The sequence below is a fragment of the Prevotella sp. tc2-28 genome, from assembly GCF_900107705.1.
Classification (GTDB): domain Bacteria; phylum Bacteroidota; class Bacteroidia; order Bacteroidales; family Bacteroidaceae; genus Prevotella.
Genome location: NZ_FNRE01000003.1, coordinates 16,310 through 31,362, shown reverse-complemented (window position 1 = coordinate 31,362; position 15,053 = coordinate 16,310). Strand labels below are relative to the sequence as shown.

Annotated in this window: 15 protein-coding genes and 1 other RNA gene; 2 read left to right on the top strand and 14 right to left on the bottom strand. The window is 46.4% G+C overall.

The genetic code is table 11. From position 1 onward, the window contains the following. Nucleotides 1-30: 30 nt before the first annotated feature. Nucleotides 31-428: a transfer-messenger RNA gene (gene ssrA, locus BLU47_RS03400) on the top strand. Between the two features lie 81 nt (nt 429-509). Here the strand turns inward: ssrA and BLU47_RS03395 are convergent. Both BLU47_RS03395 and BLU47_RS14480 read right to left on the bottom strand, forming a co-directional pair. Beyond that, entirely contained in the window at nt 510-2,675 is a 2,166-nt protein-coding gene (locus BLU47_RS03395) for a TonB-dependent receptor (protein WP_091958954.1), read from the bottom strand. Between the two features lie 61 nt (nt 2,676-2,736). Next, complete coding sequence (locus BLU47_RS14480; protein WP_143025444.1) at nt 2,737-2,919, bottom strand: hypothetical protein; 183 nt, start codon at nt 2,917-2,919, stop codon at nt 2,737-2,739. A 285-nt stretch (nt 2,920-3,204) separates the two neighbouring features. Here BLU47_RS14480 and BLU47_RS03390 point away from each other — a divergent pair, with 285 nt between their 5' ends. Next, the gene (locus BLU47_RS03390) at nt 3,205-3,579 is read left to right on the top strand and encodes a RidA family protein (protein ID WP_091958440.1); all 375 of its coding nucleotides are present in this window, start codon (nt 3,205-3,207) and stop codon (nt 3,577-3,579) included. A gap of 27 nt (nt 3,580-3,606) precedes the next feature. On the opposite strand, the gene BLU47_RS03385 is transcribed toward BLU47_RS03390, so the two are convergent. The 12 genes from BLU47_RS03385 to BLU47_RS03330 form a co-directional block, all read right to left on the bottom strand. Beyond that, nucleotides 3,607-4,329, bottom strand: a complete 723-nt coding sequence (locus BLU47_RS03385; RefSeq protein WP_255402075.1) for a flavin reductase family protein — start codon at nt 4,327-4,329, stop codon at nt 3,607-3,609. Between the two features lie 15 nt (nt 4,330-4,344). Then, nucleotides 4,345-4,584, bottom strand: coding sequence for a hypothetical protein (locus tag BLU47_RS03380; RefSeq protein WP_369796959.1), 240 nt, complete (start codon nt 4,582-4,584; stop codon nt 4,345-4,347). Continuing rightward, complete coding sequence (locus BLU47_RS03375) at nt 4,581-5,270, bottom strand: nitroreductase family protein (RefSeq protein ID WP_091958435.1); 690 nt, start codon at nt 5,268-5,270, stop codon at nt 4,581-4,583. Before BLU47_RS03375 ends, BLU47_RS03380 begins: the two co-directional genes overlap by 4 nt. Before the next feature lie 27 nt (nt 5,271-5,297). Then, nucleotides 5,298-5,738, bottom strand: coding sequence for a MarR family winged helix-turn-helix transcriptional regulator (locus tag BLU47_RS03370; protein WP_091958433.1), 441 nt, complete (start codon nt 5,736-5,738; stop codon nt 5,298-5,300). 38 nt (nt 5,739-5,776) lie between these two features. Then, on the bottom strand, nt 5,777-6,319 hold the full coding sequence (locus BLU47_RS03365; RefSeq protein ID WP_091958430.1) for a glutathione peroxidase: 543 nt from the start codon (nt 6,317-6,319) through the stop codon (nt 5,777-5,779). 198 nt (nt 6,320-6,517) lie between these two features. Continuing rightward, a complete protein-coding gene (locus BLU47_RS03360) occupies nt 6,518-7,063 on the bottom strand; it encodes an exonuclease domain-containing protein (protein ID WP_091958949.1) in 546 nt (181 codons plus the stop codon). Between the two features lie 127 nt (nt 7,064-7,190). Further along, nucleotides 7,191-7,652 carry a GNAT family N-acetyltransferase gene (locus BLU47_RS03355; protein WP_091958427.1) on the bottom strand — a complete coding sequence of 154 codons (462 nt, stop codon included), beginning with the start codon at nt 7,650-7,652 and terminating at the stop codon, nt 7,191-7,193. 10 nt (nt 7,653-7,662) lie between these two features. After that, complete coding sequence (locus BLU47_RS03350; RefSeq protein WP_091958424.1) at nt 7,663-8,151, bottom strand: low molecular weight protein-tyrosine-phosphatase; 489 nt, start codon at nt 8,149-8,151, stop codon at nt 7,663-7,665. Then, nucleotides 8,148-9,986 carry an alpha-amylase family glycosyl hydrolase gene (locus tag BLU47_RS03345; protein ID WP_091958422.1) on the bottom strand — a complete coding sequence of 613 codons (1,839 nt, stop codon included), beginning with the start codon at nt 9,984-9,986 and terminating at the stop codon, nt 8,148-8,150. Before BLU47_RS03345 ends, BLU47_RS03350 begins: the two co-directional genes overlap by 4 nt. A gap of 571 nt (nt 9,987-10,557) precedes the next feature. Further along, entirely contained in the window at nt 10,558-12,006 is a 1,449-nt protein-coding gene (locus BLU47_RS03340) for an Outer membrane protein SusF domain-containing protein (RefSeq protein WP_091958420.1), read from the bottom strand. A gap of 20 nt (nt 12,007-12,026) precedes the next feature. Beyond that, a complete protein-coding gene (locus tag BLU47_RS03335; RefSeq protein WP_091958417.1) occupies nt 12,027-13,259 on the bottom strand; it encodes a SusE domain-containing protein in 1,233 nt (410 codons plus the stop codon). Nucleotides 13,260-13,300: 41 nt separating this feature from the next. Next, complete coding sequence (locus tag BLU47_RS03330; protein ID WP_091958415.1) at nt 13,301-15,028, bottom strand: RagB/SusD family nutrient uptake outer membrane protein; 1,728 nt, start codon at nt 15,026-15,028, stop codon at nt 13,301-13,303. Between the last annotated feature and the right edge of the window lie 25 nt (nt 15,029-15,053).

The following is a 15,053-nucleotide window of genomic DNA, read 5'->3' as shown; positions in this document are numbered from 1 at the left end:
TTTTTGCAGTCCAATTACGATATTTATCTTGGGGGTGACTGGATTTGACAGCGAGCCGAGATGGTACGTAAGCATGCGGAGTGACGACTGTGGACTCCATAATCACGTCGGTCAGAAAATTAATTGGCGAAACAAAGTACGCTCTCGCTGCCTAAACGAAGTACAGTAGTTTACTGGCCTAATTCTCTTACAAGGTAGGAGAACGAGACATCGCTCCAAGGATGTTGTCCCGAATCTGAGGGTCAAGCGGTGCAGGTAAATCGGGAATAGTCAGGTTAGGCCTCGATAATCTGATGAGATTTAGAGGATAAGGTTGCAGTTGGTGGCTTGGGTCTTGCTGCAACACGAAAATGAAGGCCAAGATAAGCATGTAGAAAGCGTATGGTTTCCTCGTGTGGACGAGGGTTCGATTCCCTCCACTTCCACTTCGTTACAATGTAGAGAACCCTCACCATCGTGAGGGTTCTTTTAGTTGCTATGCTTTGTAAAACAGCCACTCGGTGGCTACGTTACAGAATGATTGGTACCACTACCTTGAACGTGATGTTACGTCCCATGTTATAGACACCACGACGGCCGGTAATGACATTCTCATCGGCATACTTCAGTCGGCTTAAGTGGTTCTGATAGGCCTTGTTCAGTAAGTTGTCGGCTGTGATGTAGATTTCTGCAATCTTCCTGCCTTTCACTTGAATGTCGGTGCCTGCTGATAGAGAAAGCAGGGCATAGCCTGGTGTCACCGTCTCAGTGTCGTCTGCACTATAGATGTTCGACTGCTTCAGATAGCAGTCAAGTCCTGCGGCAAGGTAGAGGTTGTTGAATGGTGAACGATGGGCAGCATCGGAGGTGTGGTGATGATGAACCGTGTTGTGCGAATGGTGAAAGAGTTCCCACTTTAACTCAGATGACCATTTAGGTGCAGGTGTAAAGGGAAGATACTTAGTATTAGCATCAGCATGCAACAGTTGAGCATCAACATAGGAGAAAGAGTTGGAGAAATGAACGGAGTGGACGGGGTGGAAATCCACACCGGCCTCAAAACCCAGCAGACGGGCATCGCCCTGCGTATAGACATAAACGGGATAGTCCATTCTCTCACCTATTACCTCTTGCCCCTCATTTCTTATAAAGATGTAGTTGTCAATGCGGTTGGCAAAAAGTGCTAATTGTGCAGAGACATAGCGTGAGGTGAAGTCAAGTCCGAGATCAGCCTGCAGACTGTATTCGGCCTTAAGCTTCCGGTTTCCTAACTCATAGCGGATAGAGCCCTCATGAACACCGTTTGAGGCCAATTCGCTCATATTGGGTGATCGGAAGCCACGGGCGAGGTTCAGGCGCAGGTTAAAGTGGTCGTTGATATTGCATACGGCACCAATGCTGCCTGTCAGGCCATTGAAGTGACGCGTGAAATCTGCAAAGCGCATCTCACCATCCTCCATCAGCTCATAACCATGCAGTCGTCGGTGGTCATAACGCAGACCTCCGCTGAGAGTCCATTGGTCGCCTATGGATTTTGTGGCTGTGGCATAGAGACCGAAGTCAAAGAGCCGATAGTCAGGAATCAAGTATTCCTCGCCCTTATTGCCTGATTTCTGGAACATACCACCAATGCCCGTTGAGAGTTTCCAGCCGTTCCACTCGTTGGTGATGTAACGCAGGTCGTAAGTCAGCGTGTGTAGTTTTAAATACAATTCATATTCTTCCTCGCTCTCCTCGAACTCCTGACGGCAGTTCTGCTGATAGCCGATAATGGTTTTCAGATAGCCCGATGAGAGACTCAACGAGTTGTCCCACACGGCTCTGTAGTGTTTCACCTGTTGGAAAGGCAACGACTTGCTGTATTGATGTCCTGTCCAGCCCACTTCATGTTCTAATTCTCCCGTCTCAGGGTCACGCTCACCCTCTACGATACTCGGTGTCAGGTGATAGGCCGTCCATGTGAGTCGTGAGTGTCCCCACGCCTTATTAATACCCAACATCAGGCGCCCTGCACGTTCACGGAACTGTGAGCCAGGCACATAGTTGTCATACTTGTTCTTATAAGCGTGAGCCATCTTGTCACTGTAGCGGGCGTCCCATACGAACCCTTTTTGGTTACCCGCCATTTGTAGTGAGTAGTGAAAGAGGCCGTTGTTGGTCTGATACTCCGTGCTGATATTGGCCCTCAGCTCACCCTCTGCCAATGTAGGTTGTGCATGCAGGATAACCACACCTGCCATCGCATCCGATCCGTACATCAGTGAAGCTGGACCTTTCAGAATTTCTACCGAGCCTACACTGCTTCCATCGACTTCCACACCATGTTCATCGCCCCATTGCTGTCCTTCCTGTCGCACACCTTCGCTCATTACCACAACCCGGTTGTAACCCAGTCCGCGGATAATGGGTTTTGAGATGCTGCCGCCCGTGGTTAGCTGGCTGACACCAGGCTGGTGCGCAATGGCATCGATGATGTTTGTCGAGGCGGTAGCCCGTAACACCTGGGGTGAGATAATCGACACGGGTGCCGTGGCGTGTTTTAGTTTTGTGTCGCCCGTCACACCCGTTACTGTCAGTTCGTTCAGTTGCAAATGGCGGAAAAATACATCCGTCGAGTCCTCCTTATGATGATGTTTTAAACTATCTTGGGCTGCCACTGCCGTGCATATACACAACAATAGCAGAATGCATTTCATTTTCATTCTGTGATTTGATTAAAGAGATGTATATAATAATGTATGTAAAATTCTAAGGAAATCAGACCAAAGGGGGCCCCCTGGTGATATTGGAGCCACAGCAGGCGGTACGGCTTCCGCACAAAGGCCGCGCATGATATTCTTTACATACATGAACATATACCATGACTGCCATCATGACAGCAGTCAACATCGGCAATGTGAGGAACTGACACAGCACGCAGTCGTGCGCCCAAGTTGCCATAACTGACAGGTGACCGTGGCAATTATGATGCACGCAGTCACTACATTCTGTATCAGTCGTCTGTGGGATTTCGTGAATATGAAGCGATGAAAATACCAGCATCGGCAGGAATACTGCCAACAAAATACATGCAGATATTTGTCTTCGAATAGTTTTCACAGTTGCAAAGATACTAAAGATAATGGAGATTTTTTTTATTTTTACTGTAAATTTGCTATTTTTGCAGAAAATTTCAAAAAAGTTTAGGAAATTTGGCTTCGAAGTCAATATATCAATGAAAACAATATGAAGATAATTAGCACCAAAAAAGCACCAGCTGCCATTGGCCCGTATAGTCAGGCCATCCAAGTAGGAAATCTCGTTTACACTTCAGGACAGATTCCCATAAACCCAGCTACAGGTGTGTTTGCAGAAGGAGGTATCAAGGAGCAGACACGCCAATCGCTACTCAACGTGAAGGCTATCCTTGAAGAGGCAGGTCTGTCAATGAATGATGTTGTGAAAACGACGGTATTCATGGCCGACATGAATGACTTTGCCGACATGAACACCGTCTATGCAGAGTTCTTTGCAGAACCATATCCTGCCCGTTCAGCTGTTGCCGTCAAGACACTGCCGAAGGGCGCATTGGTAGAGATTGAAGTCGTTGCTGGTAAATAAGTGCCAGCAGGGATTCAATCTTGTTCGTTATTTAACTTCACGTTCCTGAATGGTCTTGCCAGATCCCCAAGCCGTACCGACTTTCTCGCCGACTACACGGTATTCGTTCTTGGCAGAATCGAAGATGACGGGCTGAAGCTTGCCGAGGTCGATGTTGCCCTCCTCATCGAGGATGCTCTCGTCAGCACTCATGTTGACAATCTCACCAACGACACGGGCACCACCGTTCTCGTCTTCATCGAAGGTCACGACCTTGCACTCTAGCGTCAGCTTGTACTCGTTGATGATAGGTGCATCGACATTGGGACTTGGTGTGATGGTGAATCCCGCCTTAGCCACCTTGTCGGGCACGTCATTGCCGGACACGATGCCGAAATAGTCGCTCTGAACGATGTCATTCTTCGTGGCAAAACTGATGGTGAAAGCCTTCTTCAGACGGATGTTGTCCGTGGTCTTGTGCTTGGAGAGTTCGAAGGTGATGTGCTTGGGGCCACACTGGCCACCCCATGCTGCCATCATCACGTCGGGATTCTTGTTTTCGTCCCATGTAGCAATCATGATGGCGGGCAACGGTGTGATAACAGCCTTGTCGCTGAAGTTCTTGCGGCCTTCAACGGCATTTACCTCGACTTTCTCCTGAGTAGGATTCTCATTGACGTTTGCCTCACTCTTCTGCTCCTTATTTCCACAGGCGTAGATGAGCAGTGCGCCTGTCAGCACGAGGGCTGATGATTTGATAAGTTTCTTCATAACATTTTTTTTTGATTATTGGTTTTTGAATTTATTCCGTAGCCGTCTATAGCCTTCAACGCCCAGGATCGTCAGTCCTCCATACTGGCAGGTCTTGGCCAGTCCGAAGAGCACAGCCCAAAGCACGCCCTTTATTGTGGCACTGATGGGCAGCAACATCTGGGCGAAGGACAGGATATAGAACGGTATGCAGCACATCAGGACGATAACACCAGTCCTGAACGAAAGGGATTGCAGCCACTCTTTGATCTTCATGCCCATTCGAAGTTATCCTTTCCTGCACCGACCTCGAAATGATACTTCGCGATGCCGAGATCCATCTGTGTAAAGCCAATCAGCGAGAAGCTTCTTTTGGCGATTACCTGGGCAGACTTGCTGTCTCTGGCGGATACATATTCAAAGAAGAACTTCTGCTGGTTCACGGCTGTCGGGGCAAGCAGGGCTGCTTCGACACCCTTGCGGAACCATGAGGGGGTGATGTCGCTGGCGTTGCTCGCTTTTCCTACGGTCTTGATCTTATGGCTGACTCCCTGTGTCTCACCATAGCCGATGGCGATATAGGCCTTGATGACCTCGCCCTCTTCGAGCACATAGGTTCCTGGTATCTTTGAGTAGCTGAGTCCCACCCAACAGGTATTCAAACCGAGTGTCTGAGCCAGAAGTACCAGATGTTCGTCGTAGTAGCCGATACGTTCATCAAGGTCTTCGGCTTTCTGGCCAGCCATGACCAGATAGTTGGTCACGTTGGAGAACTTTCCGTACTTAGCCAGTTTGCCCTGGAAGGCTTTCGGCTCATTCTTAATCAACTGGATATGCAGATGTCCCTGACGGTTTTGCTCTTCAATCTCCTTCTCCAGCACCTTGGCAATCTCTTCTGCCAAAGGCTGTGCTTTGTACGCCCTAACACTATGACGGGCTTTGATTGCTTCTTCTAAAGTCATACTTCTATTTCTTTGTGTGTCGGTTGTTTATTTCTTTAGTGTTTCAATAATCGAGTCTAATTCACAGGCCAAATGCGTGTAGTCATCCATCTGGAGCGGACAGGCCTTCAGTGTTTCACCCATGCCTGCTGGGATGATCTTGTAGGCTTGTTTCTCCATATCGCGGCCTTTCTCTGTGAGACTGACAATTTGCTGACGCTTGTCCTCCTTGCCACGCTTGCGAACCACGATACCAAGCTTTTCCATACGCTGAAGCAGGGGCGTAACAGTGTTTGTTTCGAGCAGCAGACGATGAGCAATGTCGTTCACAGGTTGGGAATCTTGCTCCCACAGCACCATCAGAACGAGGTACTGTGGGTATGTGATGCCCAGTTCCGTTAGCATCGGCGTGTAGGCCTGCATGATGAGTCTTGCTGCCGTATAGAGTCGGAAACAAATCTGGTTGTCAAGTTGTAACTCTGCGTGCATAACTCTTAATTCTTAACTCTTGACTCTTAATTAAAAAACTACAGCATTTCCTCAATGTCCTTTTCAAGATCTTTTGGCTCTGTTATGGGTGCGAAGCGCTTGATGGTCTCACCATCCTTTGAAATTAAAAATTTGGTAAAGTTCCACTTGATGTCGCTATCCTTCTCCACGCTCTTGCTGATAGCCTTGAAAAGTGTTTTGGCAGCTTTAGCCTTCAGACCGTTGTATTCCTCTGTAGGAGCCTGTGCCTTCAGATACTCGAAGATAGGCTGCGCGTCTTGACCGTTGACATCACCCTTTCTCATGATTTGGAAGGTCACGCCATAGTTCAGCTGGCAGAACTCCTCAATCTTTTCATCACCCTCTGGATCCTGCTCCTTGAACTGGTTGCAGGGGAATCCGATGATAACGAGTCCCTTGTCTTTATATTTCTGGTTCAACTCCTCCAGTCCTGCGAACTGAGGGGTAAATCCACACTTGCTGGCTGTGTTGACAATCAGCAATACCTTACCCTGAAACTGTGAGAAATCAATCTCCTTACCTTTGCTTGAAAAAGCCTTGAAATCATAAATCTTTTGCATACCTTATTATTATTTATTATTGTTGTTTTTGTTGCAGTTGCAAAGGTAAGAAGATTATTTTATATCGCAAACGATTTATCTTAAACTTTAAGAATGATTAACAAAATATCGCAGACGATATATCTTCTGGTTGATGAGAAAAGATACACCTATTCTTTAGCAGCCGATTGCAAGGAAGGAGACCACTTCTTTACAGTTTTACAAAATGTATAATGCTATTGCTGCGCAAGCCTCGGCATCGGCCAATGCGTGGTGATGGTTTTGCAGGTCGTAGCCGCATGCAGCAGCAACCGTATGGAGCTGATGATTGGGCAGCGTATGGCCGAACTGGTGGCGTGAGGCTGTAAGGGTATCGTAGAAACGATAGTCAGGATAGTCCATCTGATAGACTTTGAAAGCCGCCTTCAAACATCCTTCATCGAAGCGGGAATTATGGGCGACGAAGGGTAGGGTGGCTATCTGGTATCTTAAATCATCGCATGGCTGTTCGGAGAAGAAGACATTGGCAATCCGCTGTTCCAGTTGCTCCCAAACCTTCGAGAATACAGGCGCATTGTCGGTATCGCTTTGTGTGATGCCGTGCACCCGCTGACACCAGTAATTATAGTAGTTTGGCTCAGGTTGGATGAGACTATAAAAACTATCTGCAACCTGTCCGTTACGCACCACGACTGCTCCTACTGAGCAGACACTCGAAGGCTCCTGATTGGCTGTCTCGAAGTCGATGGCGATGAAATCTCTAATCATTCTCGCTGTAATTGTGATTGGCTATAATACCAATCCAACTGGTACGGATGATTTGATATGCTCGGTCTTGGGTCGCGTTGCTTGACGAAGAACTCTGATTCATAAATAATCGTTATAGGTTTACTTATAGAATGGTTTCCATGCCTGTCTTTTGGACTTGCATGCCCATGTTCTTATAGAAAGAATAGGCCGCGTCGTTACCCTCCCAGACGTTGAGAGTGATATTATAGCACCCTATGGACTTGGCATAGTCACGGACAAACTCATAAAGTGCCTTTCCGATATGCTTTCCACGAACTGCCTCATCTACGCAGATGTCGTCAATATACAGTGTTTTGGTGTCCTGTAGTAATCGGTGGTTCTTAATCTCCGTAATCTGACAGAAAGCATGTCCTAGTATTTTTCCTTCTTCAAAGACAAAAATCGGTTTGCTTCCATCGCTCAGAATAGCCTCAAGCGCTTGTTCGTCATATTTGGGCGTGTTCCCTTTGAACAAGTCTGGTCGAATGCCATGATGCACGGCGTCCACCTGGTATAGAAGATCAATGATTCCCTTGATGTCTTTTGTTTCAGCTTTTCTTATCATCGTTTTTGTGTTATTGATTCCTGTTTGTCTTTCTGATGAGGCTGTCTAACAATCCCTCGCAGGCATCCTCCAGCAGTTCGACGACTAATTCGAAATCACGCTCTACGCCATAGTAAGGGTCGGGGATGGTAGGCTGAGATGGGTGGTGGCGGAGATAGTCAGCCATCAGTCTTATCTTCTTCAGGTCCTCCTCATTGCGTGCTTTGGCGGTGATAGCTCTGATGTTCTCGTGATCCATTCCGATGATGAGGTCGAAGCGGTCGAAATAGGAACTGTCCAATTGTTGGGCACGACTGTTGAAGTTATATCCATGCTTGTTGCCGCAGCGACGCATCCTGCTGTCGGGCAAATCACCGATATGCCAAGGGCCGATAGCTGCCGACTCAATGTGGAACCGGTCAGATAGACCTCTGTCGTCCACCAGCTGCTGCATGATTCCTTCAGCAGCCGGTGAACGACAGATATTACCCAGACATACGAAAAGAAGTCGCTGCTTCATCGTACCACCACTTTCTTACCCTGATGGATGTAAACGCCCTTTGTTGCAGGTTTCTCTGTGAGTCTTAGACCATTGAGATTGTACCAATGGGTATCCGAATTTTGACGGGTTGTTGTTATTGTTTGGATGCCAGTAGTTTCCTTCAATACGTTTTTCCACATACCATTCATGGTATAGTAGCCGGTATTTTGGAAATCGAGGTCGTCTGTCTGTTCTTTTTTGTTGTCAGAGCTATTAATGGCATTATTAAAGATGATACCTTCATTACCGCCAGATGCAGTTTTCTTGTCCGACTCCTTGAAAGTCCACTTCCATACAGCATTACCATTGTGAGCTGTTCCAACTTTAGTGCATGTTACTCCAGGCCATGAACCTCCAGTATAGTTGTATTGCTTATCCCAGCGCCAACACTTGATAACTCGTGATGACATATCCCAGAAAGCAGGAACTTCAAAGAAAGCACATGTTTCTCCTTCGTTGACTACGCAGCAGTCTGGTACTGTTGTTGGCTCCTGTTTGGCATCAGTGTCAGTAACAGCATTGACACCAGATAGATCAACTTCCGAGCTGGCGTATAGTTTGAATAATACTCCCTCAACAGCCAGTTGATAGCCTGCTGTATTTATTGTTGCTTCGTCAGTAACCAACATCAAGGAGCCTTTATCGCCTTTCACTTTCAAAACAAGTCCTTTGTCAGAAGTCTCTACACTCTCTATTGTGCTCTGATTGTTGATACCAGCAGCTTTACGTGCCTCTATCAACTTCTTCAGTGTTCCCTTGTAATCTTTCCAATGAGGAAGAAACAAACAAGGTGTACCAGGCATAGTCAAAATATAGGCATTAGCTGCACAAATGTTATAGTTTAGGCAGGTCCTCTCACGATAGGTGTCGTGGTTGTCAACAAAGGTAACCGCATAACGAGAATAATCCGTGTTGTTAGCTAAAAAGGCTTCCTTTAACTGGTCCCATTTACCACCACCAAAAGCTGCGTTAATCTTGTATTTCAGTGGGAAGTCGAAAGCAGCGCTTTGAATCTTGCCGTCCACCTTGGTCCCGTCAATCCAACCTTTTGTCTTATTAAAGTCTCCGTCCCAATATTCGCCTACAGAATAGGTGGGATTTGCCGATGCGTTATAGATGCCAATATATGATGCTGAAAAGCCCTTTACCATATCATAGCGAAAACCTACATAACCGAGATTATTTAATAGGAAACTAACATAGGTCTTGATGTTTTGCTGCACAGTTGCATTGGTATGGTCGAGGTCACGAAAACCATCAAAGTTGTCGCCTGTATCGTTTGCTCCAGTTGCTTTCTTGCCTGCAAAAGCTCCAGTAGCCCATTCACTTAGATGACTGTTGCATTCATCGTCCTTGCAAATTCCAGAGAAATTGGTGTTGTCCCATGTGATACTATAAGTTCCCTTGGTCTCATTAGGGAAGTCCACCCAAGTGTTCAGACCGTTTTTGTGGTTAACCACCACATCTTCAATGATACCCACACCTTTTGTCTGAAAGGTGCTAATCATGGAACGAAGTTCTGCCTCTGTTCCAAATGCACCAGTGTGGTCAAACCAATAACAAGGGTCGTATCCCATCGTTTTTCTTCCAGCGTGGTGAAAATCTGATGTCTTACCTGAGTTTGGCACCCAAATAAGCTTGAAATACTGAGATAATTCATCTGCTTGAGACTCCAAGTTCGTCCACTTGCTATCAGTATACGAATCCCAATAGAATCCCTGTAGCATTACACCTTCGTATTTCTCGGGCCATCCCTGTGCCATCATACACAGCGATGTCAATGTAATAAGTAGTGAGGTAAAAAGTCGTTTCATAATCGTTAGTCGTTAGATTTACTTTGCAAAGATACAAAATTTACAAATAGGGTGAACTACAACGTAGTAGAATATTTTTTGAGAGTATGTGCAATCGGTTGCATTTGGCATCTTTAGATACTCTATTACCTTTGTTTTTGGGAATACTCCGAAAGTATTTTTGAATACTCCGAAAGTATTTTTTGTTACTCCGGAAGTAATTTTGAATAAGGTAAGGTTATTCCAAAATAAGGCTGGGTTATTACACAATAACCCCCGCTTATTGACAAACTACTCGTAGTTTTTTGTTGTTTTTTACCAAAAACCGGAATTTGCTGCCACCCTGCTGCCACCAAAAATATGTCTAAAAACTGGTGTTATAGAAGATTGGTGGCAGGGTGGCAGCAAAATTTAAAAAATATTTTTCAGAGCATAAGTCATATACTTATCCCGAACTGGCATATTAAATAATAAAAATGCTACATTTAAATCTAACAATTGCGAGCATTAATGGTAGCAATATTTTTCCTTAATATAAAACAAGCGGACACCGTTTTAGGATGTCCGCTTGAATATCGAATAGAAAAGAGGTTTACTCTACTGTGCAGTAAATCTTGTCAGAAGTCTTACGAGTGGGGTAGAGCTTGATGGTTGTTCCAACTGCAGAGAGATTTGAACCATCTTGTGTCAAGTCGTTGATGTCGCCACCTAAGTTGATTCCCCATGCGTTGTTGGCTGTGAATTTCCAACCATTAGCAGTTACGCCTGCACCTGTGATGACGAAGCAGTAATTGGCTGCATCCCATGTCATCTGCTGGGCATCGTCAGCTTGATTCCATCCGTTGAAGTCGCCAACAAGGTTCATATTGGTAATACGAACGGCATTCAATGAGTTGGTTGCCATGTTAAGCGTGAAATAATAGATACCTTCGCCAGCAGTAGCCTTGAAGTTACCACCGCCGTCAGCCACATCACCAGTGATGCCGCCAGACATCATGCCTGAGTTAACCTCTGTACCCCAGTCGCCAGCAACCTTCTGGAACTTGAACTCATTGCCCCAGCCATTCGGGTCAGCGCAATAGATGTAACCCGTATAGATGCCGCTTTCGTCGACAAGAGCAAGTCTCTGACGATTAGGCTCGTCATTATTCCATCCGTCTGTCGCTCCGATGAAATAAATGAATGGGTTATAGGTAATAGCTTTAACATCGTAGGTCGTTTCCATCGCATTGATTTTTACGATGTACTTCTTGGCTCCATTAACGGCATCAAACTTGATGTTGCCGCCTGCATTCTTGTCTGAGAACTTTCCGCTGTATGCAGGTGTGTCTACACCTGGGAGAGCAGACAGGGCACGTCCCCATTCTTTTACGGTGCCGTCGTCGTTGAAGTCTGCGGCAGGTATCATCTTAATCTCATAGGTAGTGACACCGTCGACAGGCTCTAGTTCAACAGTGAACTCAGGATTGTCGTAGACATCTCCTCCATTGTTCGTCATGTGATATGCTTCTACTCGCTTACATGTCCATCCGTCAACGTTTCCAACGAGATAATATCCGTTTTCGTCAATATATGGAGCATCCAGCTTAGCCGTCATAGAATACGGTGATGCTTTCACTTTGGCAGAAATAACGCCTTCAGCGGTATTGATGTTATTGACTATAGTCTCAACGGACAGAATAAGTGTACGTGGCGTAGGAGCCTTGCCATACAAGCCAATGACGACATCTTCTAACGTAGAAGTGGCAACTCTTCCATTTGCGTCAGCCTGGATAATTTGTATGCCATCCACATTCTCGCCAGTGATAGTCACCGTGTAGCCTTTAGTTTGTCCCTCGCCTACATTGGTCGTAAACAATTGTACTGTTTCTTCTGTGTAGGTGGCAAAGTCTATAGAACTGGCTGTTGGCTGAACCATCATCACGAACGTCTGAGGCTCGTTGGGGGTGTTGCTTTGTGGCGTACCCCAGTTAGTGTAGTCCTCGGTGCAGGACATGAGTCCTGCCACCAAGGCGATTCCACATAATATAATCTTTTTCATACGTTTCTTGATTTTGTTGGTTACTTTTGTTTAATTAGCAGATAGTCACCAGTGATGTCGTTGAACAGCAACAGGTATTTATCTGTGTCCTTACCAGGAATAACAAGGTTTCCATCTTTGTCACCTTCACCCTGGAGTCCGTCTCTGTAGCCCCAGTTGGTGTCCCAACTTCCTTTGGTCTTCACCTTCATGTGATCGGCTCCTTTTACAACGAACGACCATACATGGTTCTCGCCAGCAAGCGTCCATACGGGAATCATGTCACTGTCGCCCCATTCGTTCATGGTTCCTGCGACACAGAGTTGCTCGTAAACCTTCACATCCTTTTCGTATTTCTCGAAAGTGACTTCCTCTTTACCTTCTGTGGTATTCATTCTGATGGTGTAGTAACCACTTTGTGCAATTCCAATATTATGGAAGTCACCCTTATCTTCAATATAAGAAGGAGCATCCTTCACTTTGGTGTAGTTAATCTGCTTGTCATCATCCCAGTTGCCAGGAACCTTGATAAACTTGAATTCACCGCCTTGGGGGAAGAATCCAGTAAATGCAATTACACCTGCACCTGTTGCCTTGTCGTACTTCTCATTGGCTTGTTTGAACAATGGAACGAGGCCCTTGCCGATACTTGCATCACCACCATTGTCCCATTCTGCACTACCGATACAGCTACCTACCATGTACCACAGGATAGGATCAGCCTCCTTCATAATTTCGAAGTACGGGGAAACACTCAGTTTTACCTCATTGGTAGAGATAATGGAATTGAGCTGCTTCCCATTCTCTGAAATATAGGCATGAATTCTCACAAATACGTTCTGAATAGCCGGAACGTCCTCTGCTGCTTGCCATTTGCCAATCGTCTGCAGCGCCTTGTCAAGGTCGGCGGAAAGCAATGAATATTTGCACATTGTTGTTGTGCGCGCTATGTTAGCATAGTCAGCAACAGTTTTACCTTCCTTGTCAGCTTCTGCCTGAGCGGTAGAAACGGTAAACGAGTTAGTGGGCGACACCTGAATCTGGTATGTAACCTGCAAAGGTGCGTTGTCGGCAGTGTACTTAGGCTGCGACCATGATAGTTGCAGTGCTTCGGTGTTCTTCAGATCCACTGTCTGGTCAATATATGTTGGTGTGTTCAACGTAAACTCCGTAGGCTGAATCAGCGTGGGGTTTGAATCGTTGTCATCCGAACATGCTGTGAATAAGCTGGCGGTGCCTATGAGCAGTGCGCCAAGCAATAGTCTGTTCTTCATATTGCGTTTCTTATTAATGTTTCGTTTTGTTTACACTCATGTTAGTTGGCCTCATTATAACCGTCAATCTGAGTCAGGTTTGGATTGGCCATCATCTCAACAGATGGGATAGGGAAGACGTTACGAGTCTTGTCGAATGGAGCACCTGTATATTCCTGGTTGCCACTCTTGCCTTGCCAACCGTAAGTAACGTCCAAGCCGCCATATTGATTGTTGCGAATCAGATCGGTTCGGCGTATGCCCTCGAAATAGAATTCACGGGCACGCTCGTCAAGCACGTCCTGCAGTGTGAAAACATTCTTCTCACCGGCATGTGCACGGCTACGGAGCTGTTTCAGATAACCTGCTGCCTTGGCAGAGCTCTCACCGCTGATATGCATGTCGGCCTCGGCTGCATTGAGGTAAGCCTCTGCTTTACGCAGCAAGAAGAAATCGATATCGACATCGTAAGTGTCGTGCGGAGTTCCGCCTGTAGAATAGTTGTTGTTCCATTTCGGTGTGGTCAGACCGTGTGCAAAACCTGTGGCATCGTTAGGAAATACTTCCAAGTCTTTACCTACGCCCCAGAAAATGGCGCGGTCGTCAATGCCCATGGCACGGATTTCAGCAGCAGTCTTTCCAACGAAGCTTTGGGGGTCGCTGGTGAACTTCTCAATCAGCTGAGGACGTGCACGCATACCAGACCAGGTATTTCCTGTTGTACCTGCATCCAGACCCATGACGTTTCTCATATCAGGATTCCACATGGCTGCAATGAAGAATAAGGAACCACCCCATCCCTTCGTGGTCTTACCATCTTGAAGCAGTGGGAATATAGCCTCGCATGAAGCACCGTTAGAACCGTTGTCACCCATAAACAACAAGTCGTAAGGCTTATAGCCATTAGCCTTTGCCTGGGCTGATATCTTGCTGTCGTCAAAGAGTGCATAGGGTGAGTTGATAACCTTCTCGGCATAGGTCAAAGCTTCTGCCCAATAAGGGTTGTTCTGACCATTGTCATTCAGATAAGTACCGGCATTCAGATACATGCGGCTCAGCATCAGCCATGCAGCAGCCTTGTCAACACGTCCGTAGTTGGGGTCACTGTCAGTCTTAGGCTGAGGATCCATCAGGTTGGCCTCACAAGCCTTCAATTCGTTAACAACCCAGTTGAACAAGAATTCACGACCCATGGCCAACAGCTGTGCACGGGTATAGGTCTGGCTTGCATCAAACTTCTCATTGTAGGCGTGTGCCTGCTTGGGAATCTCTGTAGAAATAGCAGGAATGAACGAGGGGTCACCAAACAAGTCGAGCATCTGTGAATACAAATATGCACGGATAAAGCGCACCTCAGCCAGTTTTGTGGCGTCGCCCTGTGCCTCTGGCAGTTCCAAATAGTGATTACAGAATGAGATATTGTATATCATTCGGTAGTACAGGAATCTGATAGCGTCGGAATTGGGCTTAGGATCGTTCAATCCATAGTCACCAAGACCGCCATCCGACCACCAACAAATACTTTCGTCGGTAGAAAGTACGTTTGCATTGAAGAGATTACGGAGGAAAGTAGATTTTCCATTATCATCGACGGTGAAATCAGCAGAACCGTCCATGCCCTCCATGATAAGGCAGGCATAGCACTTGCTGTAGAGTGCTGTTACGTCTGGCTGGCTCTCTACTTTCGGGTTTATGTTGCCCTTGTCCAGATCGTTCATGCAGGAACTCATCGTGGCAGCAAGCAGCAGTGCTACTGCCGGAGCTATTGCTTTTATCTTATTGAGTTTCATAATGCGTTCTTATTTTATATTGTCT

Coding starts and splice junctions, on each gene's coding strand:
- BLU47_RS03340 (WP_091958420.1), bottom strand. CDS start 12,006: ATGAAAAAGATTATATTATGTGGAATCGCCTTGGTGGCAGGACTCATG.
- BLU47_RS03390 (WP_091958440.1), top strand. CDS start 3,205: ATGAAGATAATTAGCACCAAAAAAGCACCAGCTGCCATTGGCCCGTAT.
- BLU47_RS03365 (WP_091958430.1), bottom strand. CDS start 6,319: ATGCAAAAGATTTATGATTTCAAGGCTTTTTCAAGCAAAGGTAAGGAG.
- BLU47_RS03395 (WP_091958954.1), bottom strand. CDS start 2,675: ATGAAATGCATTCTGCTATTGTTGTGTATATGCACGGCAGTGGCAGCC.
- BLU47_RS03345 (WP_091958422.1), bottom strand. CDS start 9,986: ATGAAACGACTTTTTACCTCACTACTTATTACATTGACATCGCTGTGT.
- BLU47_RS03385 (WP_255402075.1), bottom strand. CDS start 4,329: ATGAAGAAACTTATCAAATCATCAGCCCTCGTGCTGACAGGCGCACTG.
- BLU47_RS03380 (WP_369796959.1), bottom strand. CDS start 4,584: ATGAAGATCAAAGAGTGGCTGCAATCCCTTTCGTTCAGGACTGGTGTT.
- BLU47_RS14480 (WP_143025444.1), bottom strand. CDS start 2,919: ATGGCAACTTGGGCGCACGACTGCGTGCTGTGTCAGTTCCTCACATTG.
- BLU47_RS03335 (WP_091958417.1), bottom strand. CDS start 13,259: ATGAAGAACAGACTATTGCTTGGCGCACTGCTCATAGGCACCGCCAGC.
- BLU47_RS03370 (WP_091958433.1), bottom strand. CDS start 5,738: ATGCACGCAGAGTTACAACTTGACAACCAGATTTGTTTCCGACTCTAT.
- BLU47_RS03355 (WP_091958427.1), bottom strand. CDS start 7,652: ATGATAAGAAAAGCTGAAACAAAAGACATCAAGGGAATCATTGATCTT.
- BLU47_RS03375 (WP_091958435.1), bottom strand. CDS start 5,270: ATGACTTTAGAAGAAGCAATCAAAGCCCGTCATAGTGTTAGGGCGTAC.
- BLU47_RS03350 (WP_091958424.1), bottom strand. CDS start 8,151: ATGAAGCAGCGACTTCTTTTCGTATGTCTGGGTAATATCTGTCGTTCA.
- BLU47_RS03330 (WP_091958415.1), bottom strand. CDS start 15,028: ATGAAACTCAATAAGATAAAAGCAATAGCTCCGGCAGTAGCACTGCTG.